Below are 18644 nucleotides of genomic sequence, written 5' to 3'. Positions count from 1 at the left end.
ATGTGGGAGCTGGCTTGCCTGCGATGCAGGCGCCTCGATCATTCAGTTAAACCGAGTTGATGCCATCGCAGGCAAGCCAGCTCCCACACAAGCCCGCCCCCACATTTCGATTTGCAGCGTGTCAGCCCCCTTGTTGTATATTCAAACCCCTTCCTATAATCGGCTCGGCTTACCCAAGCCCCGCCCGACCGCGTGCTACCCGCACTCAGCGCGTCCAGGCAGCGCTTTACCGTGTCTGACCGGTGTTTGCTCCCATCCCGAGCCGCCCCGTTTATAACCCTGATCCATGGGTGTTCGACCAATAAAAATCCGCGTAAGAACGCGCAATGACCGTCAGGGATACCTCAATGAGCACCACCTACAACGAGGCCGCCACCGCCGCCCCGCTCAACTCGACCGCACGGGTCGCCACGGCGAGCATCGTCGGCACCGCCATCGAGTTCTACGATTTCTATATATACGCCACCGCTGCGGCACTGGTGATTGGCCCGGTGTTCTTCCCGCAGACCTCCGGCACCGCGCAGATGCTGGCGTCGTTCCTGACCTTCGGCATCGCCTTTATTGCCCGCCCGCTGGGTTCGGCGCTGTTCGGCCACTTTGGCGACCGCATCGGGCGCAAATCCACGCTGGTGGCCTCGCTGCTGCTGATGGGCGTATGTACCACGCTGATCGGCTTGCTGCCGGGCTATGACAGCATCGGTGCCTGGGCGCCGATCCTGTTGTGCGTGCTGCGCTTTGGCCAGGGCCTGGGGCTTGGCGGCGAATGGGGCGGCGCGGCGTTGCTGGCCACCGAAAACGCACCAAAGGGCAAGCGCGCCTGGTTTGGCATGTTCCCGCAACTCGGCCCATCAATCGGCTTTTTGGCGGCCAACGGCCTGTTCCTGATCCTGGCCATGAGCCTCAACGACGAACAGTTCCGCAGCTGGGGCTGGCGCATCCCGTTCATCCTCAGCGCAGCGCTGGTGATGGTCGGCCTGTATGCGCGGCTTAAGCTGCATGAAACGCCGGTGTTCGCCAACGCCGTGGCCAAAGAGGCGCCGGTAAAAGTGCCGTTGGTAGAGCTGTTCAGCCAGCACTGGCTGCCGGTACTGCTGGGCGCCGCGTCGATGGTGGTGTGCTATGCGCTGTTTTACATCACCACCGCATTTTCCCTGAGCTACGGGGTTTCGACCCTGGGCTACAGCCGTGAGATGTTCCTCGGCTTGCTGTGCTTTGCGGTGCTGTTCATGGGCCTGGCCACGCCGTTGGCGGCCTTGGCCAGCGATCGTTACGGGCGCAAGCCGGTGCTGATCGTCGGCGCGGTGCTGGCGATTTTGTCGGGTTTCACCATGGAGCCCTTGCTGACCCACGGTTCAACCTGGGCCGTGGCGTTGTTCCTGGCGCTGGAGCTGTTTCTGATGGGCGTGACCTTCGCGCCGATGGGCGCCATGCTGCCGGAACTGTTCCCGACCCGCGTGCGTTATACCGGCGCTTCGGCGGCGTATAACCTCGGTGGGATTGTCGGCGCATCGGCCGCACCGTTTTTCGCAACCAAGCTGGTGGCGATGGGTGGGCTGAGTTATGTCGGCGGGTATGTGTCGGCGGCAGCGTTGCTCAGCTTGATTGCTGTGCTGTGCCTGAAAGAGACGCGGGATAATGATTTGAACAAGGTCGCCTGATAGACCGCTTTCGCGAGCAAGCCCGCTCCCACATGGAAATGCATTCCAAATGTGGGAGCGGGCTTGCTCGCGAAGGGCGCGACGCGGTTACAGCTCTACAACAACAGCCTTGGAGGCACGGGTTGCTTTAGCCCGAGCCGCTTCAATCGACTCATCCCGCGCCAACGCCACGCCCATGCGGCGCTGGCCATTCACTTGCGGCTTGCCAAACAAACGCAGCGCCGTGTCCGGCTCGCTCAAGGCCGCACCGAGGTTGGCGAACGCCGTCTGGGTCGACTGCCCTTCCACCAGAATCACCGCCGAAGCCGAAGGCCCGAACTGGCGGATCAACGGAATCGGCAGGCCCAGGATGGCGCGCGCATGCAGCGCGAACTGCGACAAGTCCTGGGAGATCAGGGTCACCAAACCGGTGTCATGCGGGCGCGGCGACACTTCGCTGAACCACACCTGATCGCCCTTGATGAACAACTCCACGCCAAACAGGCCACGGCCACCCAACGCTTCAGTCACGGCTTTGGCAACGCGCTCGGATTCGGCCAGGGCAATCGGGCTCATGGCTTGCGGCTGCCAGGATTCCTGATAATCGCCCTTCTCCTGACGGTGGCCGACCGGCGCGCAGAAGGTGGTGCCGCCAATGTGACGCACGGTCAGCAGGGTGATTTCGTAGTCGAAGTCGATAAAGCCTTCGATGATCACGCGGCCTTTGCCGGCACGTCCACCTTCTTGGGCGTAATCCCAGGCTTTTTGGACATCATCGGTGCTGCGCAGCAGGCTCTGGCCCTTGCCCGACGAACTCATCACCGGCTTGACCACACACGGGAAGCCCAGGTCTTGCACGGCCTTGCTGTAGTCTTCGAAGGTGTCGGCGAAGTGGTACGGCGAGGTCGGCAGGTCCAGCTCCTCGGCGGCCAGGCGACGGATGCCTTCGCGGTTCATGGTCAGCGAGGTGGCGCGCGCGGTCGGGATCACGGTGAAGCCTTCGGCCTCCAGTTCCACCAGCGTGGCAGTAGCGATGGCTTCGATTTCCGGCACGATAAAGTGCGGCTTCTCGGCCTCGATCACCGCACGCAGGGCGGCACCGTCGAGCATGTTGATCACGTGGCTACGGTGAGCCACCTGCATGGCCGGCGCGTTGGCGTAGCGATCCACGGCAATCACTTCAACGCCCAGGCGTTGCAGTTCGATTACCACTTCCTTGCCCAGCTCACCGCAGCCACACAGCAAAACGCGGGTCGCGGTTGGCGACAATGGAGTTCCGATTCGGGTCATCTCAGGTCCTCAGGGGAGCGGATCATGGGGAGAAAGGCCGGCATTTTACATGAACTGTAAAAATTGGCCTCAGTTGACGACAGCCCGTTTGCGCATGCGCCAGGCCATGATCAGCCACACCACCGTGACCCCGGCAAATTTCGACACCAGCGCGGTGCCGGCCACTGCCGGTGTGAGCGCGCCGATCAAGCCGAAGAAAATAAAGGTATCGAGGGGAATGCTCAGCGCCGAACTTATCCACAGGCGGTCGTGCAGCGGGCGCTTGGTGATGCTGAACACCAGCCAGTCGATGCACTCGGACACCGCAAACGCCGTGGCGCTGGCCAGGGCGATGGATGGGTCGGAGGTGATATACGACAGCACCAGCGCCGCCAGCATGGCGATGATCGCGCCATGGCCGAAGCGGGTTTGCACCATGTCGCGCAGGATAAACACCAGGCCACCCCAGGCGGACCAGATGACATCCAGGTGCGGGGCGGTGGAGAAAGCGAAGTTGATCAGCACGACGCTGCTGATGTAGGCGATCAGGAAGAGCATGGGGGATGGACCTGTGAACAATCGACACAGGTTACTTCACATTTGGAAATATGTCGTCTGGGCTTGCCTGCGATAGCGGTCGCTCAGGCCCCAGATTTGCCGGGCATCATCCACACCAACCCACTCGCCATCGCCCGCTCATGGCACAACCCCAACACCACCCGGCGCTCGGCATTGTCCATGCGGCTCCAGCGCGTAATCTCATCCACCGTACGCTGGCAGCCGGTGCAAATGTCGTCATCGTCCAGCGCACAAATGCTCACGCAGGGCGAGGCGACGGGGCGTTCAACAGGGTTCATTGTTCCTGCTCAACCAGGTCACGCGCATAGCGCTGCGCGTTATGCACATAGTGCGCGGCGCTGGCTTCGAGCATGCGCTTCTGCGCCTCGGTCAGCTCACGCACCACCTTGCCCGGCGAGCCCATCACCAACGAGCCATCGGGGATTTCCTTGCCTTCGCCAATCAGCGAGTTGGCGCCGATGATGCAATGTTTGCCGATCTTGGCGCCGTTGAGGATCACCGCGTTGATGCCGATCAGGCTGTAGTCATCGACGGTGCAGCCGTGCAGCATGGCGTTATGGCCGATGGTCACGCCGGTGCCCAGGGTCAGCGGGTAGCCCATGTCGGTGTGCATCACACTGCCGTCCTGCACATTGCTGTTCTTGCCGATCAGGATCAGTTCGTTGTCGCCACGCAACACCGCGTTAAACCAGACGTTGGCGCCCTCTTCCAGCTTGACCTTGCCAACCAGTGTGGCATTCGGTGCCACCCAGCTTTGCGGATGCGTCTCTACGCGGGCGTCGCCCAGGCGGTATTTCATGGTTTGTCCTCACGGCAGGCCATTCAAGCGATGGCTTAGATATTGATAAAGCTTTTAGGCGGCTGGTGCAGGCTGATCTTGGCGTCGTCATAGAGCAGGTTAATCAGCTCCACGATCATGATTGCCGTCAGCCCCCAGATCTTGTATTCGCCAAATCGGTAGCTGGGCACATACCAACTGCGGCCCTGGTAATCGATGCGGTGGGTGTGTTCGCGCGGGTCCTGGCGGAAAAACTCCAGCGGCACGCTGAACACGGCGGCGATCTCGGCATCGTTGGCCAGGTATTCGACGTAATCGGGGATCACACCGACATAGGGCGTTACACGAATGCCGTGCAGAGAAATCAGCGGGCTTAACGGGCCGATCACTTCCACCAGGCCGGGTGGCAGGCCGATTTCTTCTTCGGCTTCGCGCAGCGCAGTAAAGATCAGGTCCGGGTCTTCGGGGTCACGCCGCCCTCCGGGAAACGCCACTTCGCCGCCGTGGGTCGACAGGCCGCTGGCGCGCAGGGTCAGGATCAGTTCGGGTTCGTCGCTGCGGGTAACCGGCACCAACACCGCGGCCTCGGGGAAACGCCCGTCAGTTTCCAAGGTGTGGGGGGTGTGATTGCTTACCCGGCGAAGTAGCTCGTCCAGCATGAGTCATCTCGGTCTGTTGGCTACCTTGCATCATGCACCAAAGCTGGCAGGCGCCCAACCCCAAAACCACCGGTGTGTCGCTAAACGACAACTTGCAGCGCCCTGCCCGCCACGCCAAGATAGACGCACTTTCCAGGAACCCCAGCATGAATTTCTGCAGCCAGTGCGGTAAACCGGTTACCCAACGCATTCCCGAAGGCGACGGCCGCCTGCGCTACGTGTGTGATCACTGCTCGACCATTCATTACCAGAACCCCAATATCGTTGCCGGCACCGTGCCAGTGTGGGGCGATAAAGTGCTGCTGTGCCGCCGCGCCATCGAACCGCGCCTGGGTTACTGGACCCTGCCCGCAGGCTTTATGGAAAACGGCGAAACCGTAGAGCAGGCCGCCGCCCGCGAAACCCTGGAAGAAGCCTGCGCCCGCGTGCGCAACCTGAGCATCTATACGCTGATCGATGTGCCGCATATCAGCCAGGTGCATATCTTCTACCGCGCCGAACTGGTCGACCTGGACTTCGCCGCAGGCCCCGAAAGCCTTGAAGTGAAGCTGTTTGATGAAGCCGACATCCCTTGGTCCGAGCTGGCTTTTCGCACGGTCGGGCGTACCTTAGAATGCTTCTTCGCTGACCGCAGGCAACAGCTGTTCCCGGTGCGCAGCGAGTCGGTGCCGCCGATGACGCGGCCAGCCAAATAACAATTCCAGGCAGCACCTTCTACAAGGGAAACCGTTTTAATGCGTTGGTTGCTCGCTCTGATCTGCCTGTCGTTCGCTACCCTGTCCTCGGCCTCCACGCTGGAAACCCTCGGCGGCAAACCGGTCGAGAAAATCCTGGTGCTCAAGTCCGCCCATCAGTTGCAACTGATTAACGACGGCAAACCGCTGAAGACCTATCGCATCTCGCTCGGTAAAAACCCCAAGGGCACCAAACTGATGGAAGGCGACCGTCGCACGCCAGAGGGCTTCTACTGGATCGACTGGCGCAAGACCAGCGACCGCTTCAACCTGGCCATGCACATCTCCTACCCCAATATCAGTGACTCGGCCCGCGCGCGCCGCGAAGGCGTGAAACCCGGCAGTATGATCATGATCCACGGCACCCCCGACACCGAGGAATACCCGGAACAGTGGTTTCACACCCTGGACTGGACCGACGGTTGCATCGGCATGCGCAACGTGGACATGCGCGAAGTCTGGAACCTGGTCAAAGACGGCACGATGATCGAGATTCGTCCGTAATCGCGTACCGCTCGTAAAATAAGTCAAAAATAATTCAAAAAAAATCCTGCCCAGGATAGCGCCTGCCGGTGAATACCAGTTCACTGCGCGGGCTGCGCAATTCTGCGCGCACTAAAGACCTCTCTAATACCACTTGATACCAGGCACCATAACTGCGCGTTAAAACAGGCGTCGGCACTGTTTTGGCTGCATTGACATGGTATTTAAGTGGTATTAATTTTCGCTCAATACCGGGCGACAACACTCCAATAACGCATCGGAAACCTGACAGATGAATCCCATACTGGCGCTGCGCCCCGACGACAAACAGTCCACGCCGCTGTACCTGCAATTGGCCCGCAAGCTCGAAGCAGCGATCCATGCCGGCGAGTGGAAATCCGAGCAGGCCTTGCCGTCGGAACGGGTCCTTAGTGAGCAACTGAGTATTTCCCGGGTCACCGCGCGTAAAGCCCTGGAAGTGCTGTTTGCCCAAGGTTTGATTCGCCGCAGCCAGGGTTCCGGGACCTTTATCACCCCGCGCCTGGAACAACCGCTGTCGCGCCTGTCGGGGTTCAGCGAGATGTTGCGCCTCAAAGGCTTTGTGCCCACGTCCCAGTGGCTGGAGCGCGACATCACCCCGCCGACCCACGAAGAACTGATCCGCCTGGCCCTGTCGCCCACCGACAAAGTGGCGCGCCTCAAGCGTCTGCGTAAAGCCGATGACACCGTGATGGCGATTGAAATGACCGCCATGCCCGCCTCGGTGCTGCCAAACCCGCAAGCCATCGGCAATTCGCTGTACGAATACCTGGAAAGTATCGGCAAACCGGTGGTGCGCGCGCTGCAACATATCCAGGCGATCAATGCCTCCGATGAGTTCGCCAAGCTGGTGGGCATTGCCCCCGGCACCGCCATGCTGCTGATGACCCGTGTGGGCTACACCGCCGACAACACGCCGATTGAAATCACCGACACCTATTGCCGCAACGACTACTACGACTTCGTCGCAGAGCTGCGCCGCAATGATTACTCCGCTGAACTGCGAGTTTAGAGAACTGCCCATGTCCGAAGACAACATCCTCACGCCCCACGGCTGGATTCGCGGCCGCCTGGTGCACGAACACGGCAAGGTGGTCGCCATCGACGGCACACCGTGCGACCCGACCGACAATGACCTGCCCTACCTGCTGCCGGGCTTTATCGACCTGCACGTTCACGGCGGTGGCGGCAAAGACATCATGGAAGGCACCGACGCCTTCGAGACCATCACCCGCACCCACGTGCGCTTTGGCACGACGTCGCTGCTGGCCACAACCATGACAGCACCGGTGGATGAAATCTCCCGCGTGCTCGGCGAGCTCGGCACGTTCTGCGAGCAGCGTCCTACAGGCAGCGCCCGGGTTCTCGGCGTGCACCTGGAAGGGCCCTACATCAATCCGGGAAAACTCGGCGCGCAGCCCAACTTTGCCCACACCGCATTGATGGCCGAAGTGGAAGCCTACCTGCGCCTGGCGCCGATCCGGGTGATCACCATTGCTCCGGAAATCGCCGGCCACGATGCCTTGATCCGCGCCCTCAGCGAACGCGGCGTGCGCATGCAGATCGGCCACACCCTGGGCAGCTACGAAGAAGGCGTCGCCGCCCTCGCCGCCGGAGCCACCAGCTTCACGCATTTGTATAACGCCATGAGCCCGCTGCATCACCGCGAGCCGGGGATCGTCGGCGCCGCATTGGCCCACGCCCAGTACGCCGAATTGATCCCGGATTTGCTGCACGTGCATCCCGGCGCCATGCGTGTGGCGCTGCGCTCGATCCCATGCCTGTACTGCGTCACCGACTCCACCGCCGCCGCCGGCATGCCCGACGGCGAATACAAGCTGGGCAGCCACACCGTGACCAAATGCCTGGGCGGCGTGCGCCTGGCCGACGGCACCTTGGCCGGCAGCACCCTGACCATGGATCAGGCGCTGCGTAACCTGGTGAAAATCGGCCTGCCGATCAGCGAAGCCTCACAACGCCTGTCGCAATTTCCTGCGGACTACCTGGGCCTGGAAGAACGCGGGCGCCTGCAACCCGGCAGCTTTGCCGACTGCGTGCGCCTGGACCGCTCCCTGACACTCACCGACGTAATGGTCGAAGGAGAAACCATTGACTTCAAAAATGCTTGAAGAGGCCCTGGCCTCCTGTCACGCCGTCGAGGCCCAACTGCAGCGCCTCAACCCGATGCTGGAGGAAGTTGCCGGGCGCCTGCGCCGTCAGCCGCCACAAGTGGCGATGACCATCGCCCGTGGCAGTTCGGACCACGCCGCCAGCTACTTTGCCTATCTGGCCATGCAGCATGTGGGCATACCGGTGGCGTCGTTGCCGATGTCGGTGGTGACCTTGCTGCAAGCGCCGTTGAAGGTCAGCGGCCAGGTGGCGTTCGGTTTCTCCCAGTCTGGGCAAAGCCCGGATTTGGTCAACAGCCTGCGCCTGCTGCGTAAACGCGGGGCCTTGAGCATTTCGATGGTCAACGCCGAAGACTCGCCACTGGAAGCCGCGTGTGAATTCCATGTGCCGTTGTGCGCCGGCCCGGAGCAGAGTGTCGCCGCAACCAAGAGCTTTATCGCCACCTTAAGCGCCAGCGCGCAGTTGATCGGCCACTGGAACCAGGACCTGTTGCTGCTGCAAGCCTGCCAGGCGTTGCCCGACGGTTTGCGCGAAGCCGCCACCCAGGATTGGACGCCAGCCATCGAGGCGCTACGCAGCAGCCAGCGCCTGATTGTGATCGGCCGTGGCGCCGGTTTTGCCATCGCCCAGGAAGCTGCGCTCAAGCTCAAGGAAACCTCGGCGATCCAGGCCGAAGCCTTCAGCAGCGCCGAAGTGCGCCACGGGCCGATGGCCTTGATCGATGAAAACTACCCACTGCTGGTGTTCGCCCCACGCGGCGCCGAGCAGGCCGGCCTGCTGAGCCTGGCCGCCGATATGCGTCAACGCGGCGCCCGCGTCTTGCTGGCCGCGCCGGACGATATCGTTGAACGCGACCTGACCCTGAGCCGCGCCGAACACCCGAGCCTGGACCCGATCCTGGCGATCCAAAGTTTCTACGTGATGGCCGCCGGCCTGGCGGAGGCCCGCGGCATGGACCCGGACCAGCCGCGCCACCTGAGCAAAGTTACCCGCACTCACTGAGTCGCGTTTTCCTGATGAGTACCGTGCCCATGTCCTACAACAATAATGAATTAACCCTAAGCGCCCCACTCAGTGGCCCGGTGCTGACCCTGGGCAACGTTCCCGATGAAGTGTTCGCCAGTGGTGCCATGGGCGACGGTATTGCCATCGACCCGCTGAACGACTGCCTGCACGCGCCCTGTGATGGCGTGATCATCCACGTTGCGCGCACCGGGCATGCACTGACGATTCGTGCCGACAACGGCGCCGAATTATTGATGCACGTAGGCATCGACACCGTGGAATTGAACGGCGAAGGCTTTGCCCTGCTGGTCAAGGAAGGCGCACGGGTGAGCCAGGGCCAGGCGCTGGTGCAGTTTGATCTGGACCGCATTGCGCGCCAGTGCAAAAGCCTGGTCAGCCTGATCATCCTCACCAATGGCGAGGGTTTTGAGCTACGGCCGGTGGCAGGAAAAATCGTCAAGGTCGGTGAGCCGTTACTGCACATTGTGGCGCGCTCGGCAGTCCCATTGCAGACGGCTGTGGATAACTCGGTCACCGAAGTGCGCGCCAGCGTGCGCATTACCCACCGTGGCGGTTTGCATGCACGCCCCGCCGCACTGGTGCGCAAGACCGCGCAAGGGTTCAGCAGCCATGCTGAGTTGCACTTCGCTGGTAAGTCGGCGCCGTGCGACAGCCTGATTGGCTTGATGGGGCTGGGTATTGGTGAAGGTGATGAAGTACGCATCACCTGTCGCGGCAAGGATTGCGAGGCGGCGTTGCAGGCGTTGGTGGCCGCACTCTCGGTTGCCGTCAGTGAAGAACACCACGCGCCGGTAGCCGTGGCTGCGCGTCGGGCGAATACCGAAGCCGGTGTGTTGCAAGGCGTGTGCGCCGCGCCCGGCTTGGTCTGCGGGCCACTGTTTCGCCTCACCGGTATCGAACTGCCGCAAGACACGGGCAAGCATGTCGCCGACGAACAACTGCAGCGCCTGGACACCGCGCTGGAGCAAGTGCGCGGCGAAATCCGCAGCACCCTTGAGCATGCACGCCAACGCAAGAACGTCGAAGAAGAAGACATCTTCGCCGCCCACCTGGCGCTGCTGGAAGACCCCACGCTGCTGGACGCCGCCACCGGTGCCATCGAGCAAGGCAGCGCCGCCACTCACGCCTGGCGCGATGCGATCCAGGCGCAATGCGCGGTGTTGCTGGCCTTGGGCAAACCGCTGTTTGCCGAGCGCGCCAACGACCTGCGCGACCTGCAACAACGGGTACTGCGTGCGCTGTTGGGCGAAACCTGGCACTTCGAATTGCCGGCCGGCGCGATTGTCAGCGCCCATGAACTGACCCCCTCCGACCTGCTGCAACTGAGCGCACAAAACGCCGTGGGTATTTGCATGGCCGAAGGTGGCGCAACGTCCCACGTCGCGATTCTGGCCCGAGGCAAAGGCTTGCCCTGTGTGGTCGCGCTGGGCGCCGACGTGCTCGACGTACCCCAAGGCCAACGCGTGGTGCTGGACGCGGCCAACGGTCGCCTGGAACTGGCACCCAGCGACGCGCGCCACGCCGAAGTGCACCAGATTCGCGATGCGCAGAAACTGCGCCGTCAGCAACAACAGGCCCAAGCCCAGCAAGCGGCGCACACCCGCGATGGCGTGAGTATTGAAGTGGCGGCCAATGTCGCCTCCAGTGCCGAGGCGCAAGTGGCGTTTGAAAACGGCGCCGATGGCGTGGGCTTGCTGCGCACCGAATTCCTGTTTGTCGACCGTCGCACCGCGCCGGATGAGCAAGAGCAACGCCAGGCCTACCAGGCCGTGCTGGATGCCATGGGCGACAAGTCGGTGATCATCCGCACCATCGACGTGGGCGGCGACAAACAACTCGACTACCTGCCGTTGCCGGTTGAGGCCAACCCGGTGCTGGGCTTGCGCGGCATTCGCCTGGCCCAGGTGCGCCCGGACGTGCTCGACCAGCAACTGCGTGCGCTGCTGCAGGTGTCGCCGCTGGCGCGTTGCCGCATCCTGCTGCCGATGGTCAGCGAGGTGGATGAATTGCTGCAAATCCGCCAGCGCCTGGATGAACTCTGCGCCGAACTGGAACTGACCCAGCGCCCGGAACTGGGCGTAATGATCGAAGTGCCCGCCGCCGCACTGATGGCCGAGCAGCTTGCGCGGCATGCAGACTTTCTATCCATCGGCACCAATGACCTGTCCCAGTACACCCTGGCCATGGACCGCGACCACGCGGGCCTCGCCGCACGGGTGGATGCCTTACACCCCGCGCTGCTGCGCTTGATCGCGCAAACCTGCGCCGGCGCCGCCAAGCATGGGCGTTGGGTAGGTGTGTGCGGCGCCCTGGCGTCCGACCCGCTGGCCACGCCGGTGCTGGTTGGCCTGGGTGTGAGTGAGCTGTCAGTAAGCCCGCCGCAAATCGGAGAAATCAAGGACCGCGTCCGCCACCTGGACGCGGCGCAATGCCGGCAACTGAGCCAAGGCCTGCTCGACCTGAGCAGTGCCAAGGCCGTTCGCCAAGCCTGTCAACACCACTGGCCGCTGAGCTGAAAACAACAAAAATAGGGAGACACGCCATGTACCAACACTTTATCGAAGGCCTGCAACGCCTCGGCCGCGCGCTGATGCTGCCGATCGCGATTCTGCCGATCGCCGGCCTGTTGCTGCGCCTGGGCGACACCGACCTTTTGAACATCGCGGTGATGCACGATGCCGGGCAAGCAATTTTCGCCAACCTCGCGCTGATCTTCGCCATCGGTATCGCCGTGGGTTTTGCCCGCGACAATAACGGCACGGCCGGTTTGGCCGGGGCGATTGGTTACCTGGTGATGATCTCCACACTCAAGGTGATGGACACCACCATCAACATGGGCATGCTCGCCGGTATCGCCAGCGGTTTGATGGCCGGTGGGCTGTATAACCGCTTCAAGGACATCAAGCTGCCGGAGTATTTGGCCTTCTTTGGTGGGCGACGGTTTGTGCCGATTGTCACCGGGTTTTCGGCGGTCGCCCTGGGGGTGATCTTTGGCCTGATCTGGCCGCCGATCCAGCACGGCATCAACAGTTTTGGCGTGCTGCTGATGGAAAGCGGCAGCTTTGGCGCGTTCGTGTTTGGCGTGTTCAACCGCCTGCTGATCGTCACCGGCCTGCACCATATCCTCAACAACATGGCGTGGTTTGTGTTCGGCAGCTTTACCGACCCGACCACCGGCGCCATCGTCACTGGCGACCTGACCCGCTATTTTGCCGGCGACCCGAAAGGCGGCCAGTTCATGACCGGTATGTTCCCGGTCATGCTGTTCGGCCTGCCCGCTGCGTGCCTGGCGATGTACCGCAATGCACTGCCGGAACGCCGCAAGGTCATGGGCGGGATTTTCCTGTCGATGGCACTGACCTCGTTTCTCACGGGCGTGACCGAGCCGATTGAATTCGCGTTTATGTTCCTCGCGCCATTTTTGTACCTGATTCACGCGCTACTCACCGGCCTTTCGATGGCCGTGACCAATATGCTGAATATCCACCTCGGGTTTACCTTCTCCGGTGGCTTTATCGACATGGTGCTCGGTTGGGGCAAGTCCACCAATGGCTGGCTGGTGTTCCCGGTGGGGTTGGCTTACGCGGTGATCTACTACAGCGTGTTCAACTACTGCATTCGCCGGTTCAACCTGAAAACGCCGGGGCGTGAAGATATTCAAGTGGTGCAGGCTGAGGTGATGACCGATAACCAGCGGGCCAGTGCCTATATTCGTGCGCTGGGGGGTGCAGCGAATCTGCTGAGCGTGGGTGCGTGCACGACGCGTCTGCGCCTGGACATGGTGGATCGCAACAAAGCGGTGGATGCGGAGTTGAAAGCACTGGGCGCCATGGCCGTGGTGCGGCCGGGTAACGGTGGGAGTTTGCAGGTGGTGGTTGGGCCGATGGCCGACAGCATTGCCGATGAGATTCGCCTGGCGATGCCATCGTTTGTTGCCAGTGCGCCAGTGGCCGCCCAGCCTATGGATAAACCGGTTGCGGTGAATGTGCAGGAAGCCGAGAAGTGGCTGAGTGCTTTAGGCGGTCGCGCGAATGTGCGCCAGCTGGAGGCGGTGGCGATGACCCGGTTGCGGGTGGAACTGGGGGATGATTCAGTGCTGTCTGAAGCGGACCTGACTGCGCTGGGTTGCCAGGGTGTGAGCCAGCTGGACAGCGGGGTTTGGCATTTGTTGATTGGTGACAAGGCCACTGGATTGGGCGAGGTACTGGAGCGGTTGGTCAATGGGCGTGAGGTCGGCGCCCGGGTTTAGAAGTGTGGTGACTGTTTTGGCCTATTCGCGAGCAAGCCCGCTCCCACATTTTGAATGTGTTCACAGATCAAAATGTGGGAGCGGGCTTGCTCGCGAATGGGTTTAACTGACGCCGGATGATTTGAATTCGGGCACTTCATTCAAATCCAACACCCGGTCCACCATCAACTGGATACCTTCCAGCATCCGATGAATCCCCAGCACCGCATCACGCTGTGGGCCGTCGATGTCGAAAGCCAGATTGCCCGCCAGCGCCTGTACGGAGGCCAGGTCTTGGGAGGCATTGGCGAGCAGGGCTTCGCTGTTCAGGTTGGGGAGTACGGAGAAGATTTGATCGGTTGGTTGATCGCCTGCTAGGTGGGACGCAGCTTTAGGCATGGTTATATCAAGTCGTAAGTTGTCGCTGATCATCGTAAAACTCCATACAGAAATAGGCTCCTGGTGAAATTTTCAGGCTTGCAGTCCCGGTCGCCACATTGGCGGCGACCCGAGAAGACTAGTGCCGCCAGTTCCGAGGGACAACCTGAAAACCCTGTGGGAAAGGTCTGAGGCGCCTGTCACGACGCCATCGCAGGCAAGCCAGCTCCCACATTTTGAAGGTATTCACAGATCGAACTGTGGGAGCTGGCTTGCCTGCGATTGGCCCTTGCAGCCAACAAAAAACCCGCTGACCAAACTGGCCCAGCAGGTTTCTCGTTTCTGCAATCTGCGAATCAAAAATCCGCCAACTGCCACACTTCATAAGCCGGTGTTTCATACGGATGGCTGAGTTTCAAAGCAGCCACAACAGCCACAATCAACTCATCGGCCACCACCAGCTCAACCTTCCATTCTTCCACCACTTCAACCTGGCCCACTTGCCCGAGAAACGGCTGGCTGCCGTCCAACGCGCGGAATTGGCCCTGGCCCAGCACTTGCCAGGCGCAGCTGTCGTAGTTGCCGATGCGCCCGCCACCGGCTGCAAAGACGGCGGTTTTCACCGTCTCCACATGGCTGGCGGGCACGAAGAAGGCGAGCTTGTACACCGTCTTAGTTCACCCACACGCGGGCGTTGCGGAACATGCGCATCCAGGCGCCGTCTTCGCTCCACTCTTCCGGGCGCCACGAGTTCTGCACGGCGCGGAATACACGCTCCGGGTGCGGCATCATGATGGTCACGCGGCCGTCGCGGCTGGTAAGGCCGGTGATCCCGCGCGGCGAGCCGTTCGGGTTGGCCGGGTAGCTTTCGGTGACCTTGCCGTGGTTATCGACGAAGCGCATGGCCACGCAACCGGACAGATCGGCTTCAAGCAAGGCTTCTTCGCTGGAGAATTCCGCGTGGCCTTCACCGTGGGCGATGGCGATCGGCATGCGCGAACCGGCCATGCCTTGCAGGAAGATCGAGTTGGATTCCTGCACCTGCACCATGGCGACACGGGCTTCGAACTGCTCGGAACGGTTACGCACAAAGTGCGGCCAGAACTCGCTGCCCGGGATCAGTTCGCTGAGGTTGGACATCATCTGGCAACCGTTGCACACACCCAGGGTGAAGCTGTCGTTGCGCTCGAAGAAACCCTGGAACGCATCGCGGGCACGGCTGTTGAACAGGGCCGATTTAGCCCAGCCTTCACCGGCACCCAACACGTCACCGTAGGAGAAACCGCCACAAGCGACCAAGCCTTTGAACTCGTTGAGGTCAACGCGACCGGCGAGGATGTCGCTCATGTGCACGTCGATCGCATTAAAGCCGGCACGGTCGAACGCGGCCGCCATTTCCACCTGGCCGTTGACGCCCTGCTCGCGCAATACGGCAACTTGTGGGCGAATGCCTTTCTTGATGTAAGGCGCGGCGATGTCCTGGTTGACGTCGAAGCTGAGCTTGGTGCTCAGGCCCGGGTTGTCTTCTTCCAGGATCACGTCAAATTCCTGCTCGGCGCAGTCGGCGTTATCACGCAGGCGTTGGATCTGGTAGCTGGTCTCGGCCCACTGGCGTTGCAGCAGACGGCGCTGGCCGGCAAACACGGTATCGCCATTGAAGGAGATGTTGATCTCGCCGTTATTGATCGGCTGGCCAATCACGGCTACGCAGTCGTCCAGGCCAGCGGCGCTGAATTGTGCGAGCACGTCCGGGGTGGCGTCCTGGCGAACCTGGATCACGGCGCCCAACTCTTCGTTGAACAGGATGCCGTTGATTTCGGCGGCATCCTCGGCAACGCTGTCGAGCACGATGTTCAGGCCGCAGTGACCGGCAAACGCCATCTCGACAACGCTGGTCAGCAAACCACCGTCGGAACGGTCGTGGTAAGCCAGCAGGTGGCCGTCGGCGTTCAGGCCCTGGATCACGGCGAAGAAGGCTTTGAGGTCTTCGGCGTCATCCACGTCCGGCGCGTGCTTGCCGAGCTTGCCGTGGGTTTGCGCGAGGATCGAGGCGCCCATGCGGTTCTGGCCACGGCCCAGGTCGATCAGGATCAGATCGGTGGTGCCCTTGTCCATGCGCAGTTGCGGGGTGAGGGTCTGGCGGATGTCGGTGACCGGTGCAAAACCGGTAACAATCAACGACAGCGGCGAGGTGACGCTCTTGTCGGTGCCGTCTTCGTTCCAACGGGTGGCCATGGACATGGAGTCCTTGCCCACCGGAATGGTGATACCCAGCTCCGGGCACAGCTCCATGCCGACAGCCTTCACGGTGTCGTACAGGCGCGCATCTTCACCTGGGTGACCGGCAGCGGACATCCAGTTGGCCGACAGTTTAATGTCGGACAGCTTGCCAATGCGCGATGCGGCGATGTTGGTGAGAGTTTCACCAATGGCCATGCGGCCCGACGCCGGGGCGTCCAGCAGGGCCAGCGGCGTACGCTCGCCCATGGCCATGGCTTCACCGGTGTAAACGTCAAAGCTGGTGGCGGTGACGGCAACGTCGGCCACCGGAACCTGCCATGGACCCACCATTTGGTCACGGGCAACCAGGCCGGTGATGGTGCGGTCGCCGATGGTGATCAGGAAGCTTTTGCTCGCCACGGCCGGGTGGTGCAGCACGCGTTCGATGCTGTCGGCCAGTTCCAGCGTGCTTGGGTCGAAGTCATCGCCCAGCTCGGTTTCACGCACGGCCGAACGGTGCATACGCGGGGCTTTGCCCAGCAGCACTTCCAGCGGCATGTCGACCGGGCTGTTGCCGAAATGGCTGTCGGTGACCGTCAGCTGTGGTTCAGCAGTGGCTTCGCCGACCACGGCAAATGGGCAACGCTCACGTTCGCAGATGGCCTGGAAGCGCGCGAAGTCTTCAGGGCCAACGGCCAGTACGTAGCGTTCCTGGGATTCGTTACTCCAGATTTCGTGCGGGGCCATGCCCGGCTCGTCGTTTGGAATGTTGCGCAATTCGAAACGGCCACCACGGTCGCCATCGTTGACCAGTTCCGGGAAGGCGTTGGACAAACCGCCGGCGCCGACGTCGTGGATGAAGCTGATCGGGTTCTTGTCACCCAACTGCCAGCAACGGTCGATAACTTCCTGGCAGCGGCGTTCCATTTCCGGGTTTTCGCGCTGTACCGAAGCAAAATCCAGGTCCGCCGAGCTGGTGCCGGTGGCCATGGAGGAAGCTGCACCGCCGCCCAGGCCGATCAACATCGCCGGGCCGCCGAGCACGATCAGCTTGGAGCCGACCAGAATTTCGCCTTTCTTGACGTGTTCTTCGCGGATGTTGCCCATGCCGCCGGCCAACATGATTGGCTTGTGGTAACCGCGCACTTCATCGCCACGCGGGGTGGTGATGGATTGTTCAAACGTACGGAAGTAGCCGGTAAGTGCCGGGCGCCCGAATTCGTTGTTGAACGCGGCGCCGCCCAGCGGGCCTTCGATCATGATGTCGAGTGCGGTAACGATGCGCTCAGGCTTGCCGTATGGCACTTCCCACGGCTGTTCAAAGCCCGGGATCTGCAGGTTCGACACAGTGAAACCGGTGAGGCCAGCCTTTGGCTTGGCGCCACGGCCGGTGGCGCCTTCGTCACGGATTTCGCCGCCCGAACCTGTGGCTGCGCCCGGGAACGGGGCAATCGCGGTCGGGTGGTTGTGGGTCTCAACCTTCATAAGGATGTGCACCGGCTCCTGCACCGCGCCGTACTGGCGGGTTTCAGGGTCCGGGAAGAAACGACCGGCGACGGAGCCGACGATCACCGAGGCGTTGTCCTTATAAGCAGAAAGAACGCCTTCGCTGTGCATCACGTAGGTGTTCTTGATCATGCCGAACAGGCTTTTTTCCTGGCTTTGGCCGTCGATATCCCAACTGGCGTTGAAGATCTTGTGACGGCAATGCTCGGAGTTGGCCTGGGCAAACATCATCAGTTCGATGTCGTGCGGGTTGCGCTGCAAGCCATTGAAGGCGTCGACCAGGTAGTCGATCTCGTCTTCGGCGAGCGCCAGGCCCAGTTCGGTGTTGGCCTTCTCGAGGGCGGCGCGGCCACCGCCGAGCACGTCAATCGCGGTGAGCGGCTTGGGCTCGGCGTGGCTGAACAGGCCGGCAGCCTGTTCCAGCTGGCTGACGATGATCTGGGTCATGCGGTCGTGCAGGCTGCTGGCGATCAGCTCGGCTTCGGCGTCGCTGAACTGGCCAGCCACGTAGAAGGCGATGCCACGCTCAAGGCGCTGGATGCTCGACAGGCCGCAGTTACGGGCGATGTCGCTGGCCTTGCTCGACCAGGGCGAGATGGTGCCGAACCGCGGCAGAACCAGGAACAAGCGGCCAGTCGGCTCTTGAACGGGAACGCTGGGGCCGTACTTCAGAAGGCGTGCGAGCACTTGCTGTTCGTCGGCGGTCAAGACGCCGGTTACGTCGGCGAAGTGAGCAAATTCAGCATACAGGCCTGTAACAGCTGGAACCTTTTGGCTCAGTTGCTCAAGGAGTTTGCTGTGGCGAAAGGCAGAAAGGGCAGGAGCGCCGCGCAGGATCAACATCTTCGGGACAGCCTCGGGAAGGGGGTGTGCTTTGAGGCCGTGCATTCTAGCGTAAACCTGCGCCAACGGCACCCGAAACGGCACGGCTGGCCGCTGCCGAACGTCAGTTGGCAGGGATTGCACGCTTTCGGGGCG

16 protein-coding genes are annotated in these 18644 nt (G+C 61.8%); 8 read left to right on the top strand and 8 right to left on the bottom strand.

All coding sequences use genetic code 11. The features are described 5' to 3' along the window. The first annotated feature begins 347 nt into the window (after window positions 1-347). Complete coding sequence (locus FFI16_RS02185; RefSeq protein ID WP_138813973.1) at window positions 348-1658, top strand: MFS transporter; 1311 nt, start codon at window positions 348-350, stop codon at window positions 1656-1658. 87 nt (window positions 1659-1745) lie between these two features. On the opposite strand, the gene purT is transcribed toward FFI16_RS02185, so the two are convergent. The 5 genes from purT to FFI16_RS02160 all read right to left on the bottom strand — a co-directional run bounded on the left by purT (window position 1746) and on the right by FFI16_RS02160 (window position 4922). After that, entirely contained in the window at window positions 1746-2927 is a 1182-nt protein-coding gene (purT, locus tag FFI16_RS02180) for a formate-dependent phosphoribosylglycinamide formyltransferase (RefSeq protein WP_138813972.1), read from the bottom strand. A 69-nt stretch (window positions 2928-2996) separates the two neighbouring features. Next, a complete protein-coding gene (locus tag FFI16_RS02175; RefSeq protein WP_138813971.1) occupies window positions 2997-3464 on the bottom strand; it encodes a VUT family protein in 468 nt (155 codons plus the stop codon). Window positions 3465-3547: 83 nt separating this feature from the next. Next, complete coding sequence (locus tag FFI16_RS02170; RefSeq protein WP_138449462.1) at window positions 3548-3763, bottom strand: DUF1289 domain-containing protein; 216 nt, start codon at window positions 3761-3763, stop codon at window positions 3548-3550. Further along, the gene (locus FFI16_RS02165; protein WP_138813970.1) at window positions 3760-4284 is read right to left on the bottom strand and encodes a gamma carbonic anhydrase family protein; all 525 of its coding nucleotides are present in this window, start codon (window positions 4282-4284) and stop codon (window positions 3760-3762) included. The genes FFI16_RS02170 and FFI16_RS02165 overlap by 4 nt, the downstream gene beginning before the upstream one ends. Window positions 4285-4319: 35 nt before the next feature. Beyond that, entirely contained in the window at window positions 4320-4922 is a 603-nt protein-coding gene (locus tag FFI16_RS02160; RefSeq protein WP_138813969.1) for a CoA pyrophosphatase, read from the bottom strand. A 146-nt stretch (window positions 4923-5068) separates the two neighbouring features. On the opposite strand from FFI16_RS02160, the gene FFI16_RS02155 reads away from it, so the two are divergent. From FFI16_RS02155 to nagE, 7 genes are all read left to right on the top strand, one after another. After that, a complete protein-coding gene (locus FFI16_RS02155) occupies window positions 5069-5617 on the top strand; it encodes an NUDIX hydrolase (protein ID WP_017139715.1) in 549 nt (182 codons plus the stop codon). A gap of 39 nt (window positions 5618-5656) precedes the next feature. Next, a complete protein-coding gene (locus tag FFI16_RS02150) occupies window positions 5657-6160 on the top strand; it encodes a murein L,D-transpeptidase family protein (RefSeq protein WP_138813968.1) in 504 nt (167 codons plus the stop codon). A gap of 271 nt (window positions 6161-6431) precedes the next feature. Beyond that, a complete protein-coding gene (locus FFI16_RS02145) occupies window positions 6432-7190 on the top strand; it encodes a GntR family transcriptional regulator (protein ID WP_138813967.1) in 759 nt (252 codons plus the stop codon). 10 nt (window positions 7191-7200) lie between these two features. Then, window positions 7201-8307, top strand: coding sequence for an N-acetylglucosamine-6-phosphate deacetylase (gene nagA / locus FFI16_RS02140; protein WP_138813966.1), 1107 nt, complete (start codon window positions 7201-7203; stop codon window positions 8305-8307). Beyond that, a complete protein-coding gene (locus tag FFI16_RS02135) occupies window positions 8300-9310 on the top strand; it encodes an SIS domain-containing protein (RefSeq protein WP_371923616.1) in 1011 nt (336 codons plus the stop codon). The genes nagA and FFI16_RS02135 overlap by 8 nt, the downstream gene beginning before the upstream one ends. Window positions 9311-9339: 29 nt before the next feature. Then, a complete protein-coding gene (gene ptsP, locus FFI16_RS02130) occupies window positions 9340-11850 on the top strand; it encodes a phosphoenolpyruvate--protein phosphotransferase (protein WP_138813965.1) in 2511 nt (836 codons plus the stop codon). Between the two features lie 26 nt (window positions 11851-11876). Further along, window positions 11877-13583 (top strand): N-acetylglucosamine-specific PTS transporter subunit IIBC, encoded by a 1707-nt coding sequence (gene nagE / locus FFI16_RS02125; RefSeq protein WP_138813964.1) that lies wholly within the window; start codon window positions 11877-11879, stop codon window positions 13581-13583. Window positions 13584-13685: 102 nt separating this feature from the next. Here nagE and FFI16_RS02120 read toward each other — a convergent pair whose 3' ends face one another. The 3 genes from FFI16_RS02120 to purL all read right to left on the bottom strand — a co-directional run bounded on the left by FFI16_RS02120 (window position 13686) and on the right by purL (window position 18509). After that, the gene (locus FFI16_RS02120) at window positions 13686-13961 is read right to left on the bottom strand and encodes a DUF6124 family protein (RefSeq protein ID WP_138815347.1); all 276 of its coding nucleotides are present in this window, start codon (window positions 13959-13961) and stop codon (window positions 13686-13688) included. Between the two features lie 335 nt (window positions 13962-14296). Further along, window positions 14297-14608 (bottom strand): NGG1p interacting factor NIF3, encoded by a 312-nt coding sequence (locus FFI16_RS02115; RefSeq protein ID WP_065930379.1) that lies wholly within the window; start codon window positions 14606-14608, stop codon window positions 14297-14299. A 4-nt stretch (window positions 14609-14612) separates the two neighbouring features. Further along, window positions 14613-18509 carry a phosphoribosylformylglycinamidine synthase gene (gene purL / locus FFI16_RS02110; protein ID WP_138813963.1) on the bottom strand — a complete coding sequence of 1299 codons (3897 nt, stop codon included), beginning with the start codon at window positions 18507-18509 and terminating at the stop codon, window positions 14613-14615. Window positions 18510-18644 lie beyond the last annotated feature (135 nt).

Origin of the sequence: Pseudomonas sp. KBS0710, assembly GCF_005938045.2 — a bacterium.
In the GTDB taxonomy this organism is placed as follows: Bacteria; Pseudomonadota; Gammaproteobacteria; order Pseudomonadales; family Pseudomonadaceae; genus Aquipseudomonas.
Note: the sequence above shows the minus strand (reverse complement) of the source record. Positions and strands in the feature narration are given on the sequence as shown.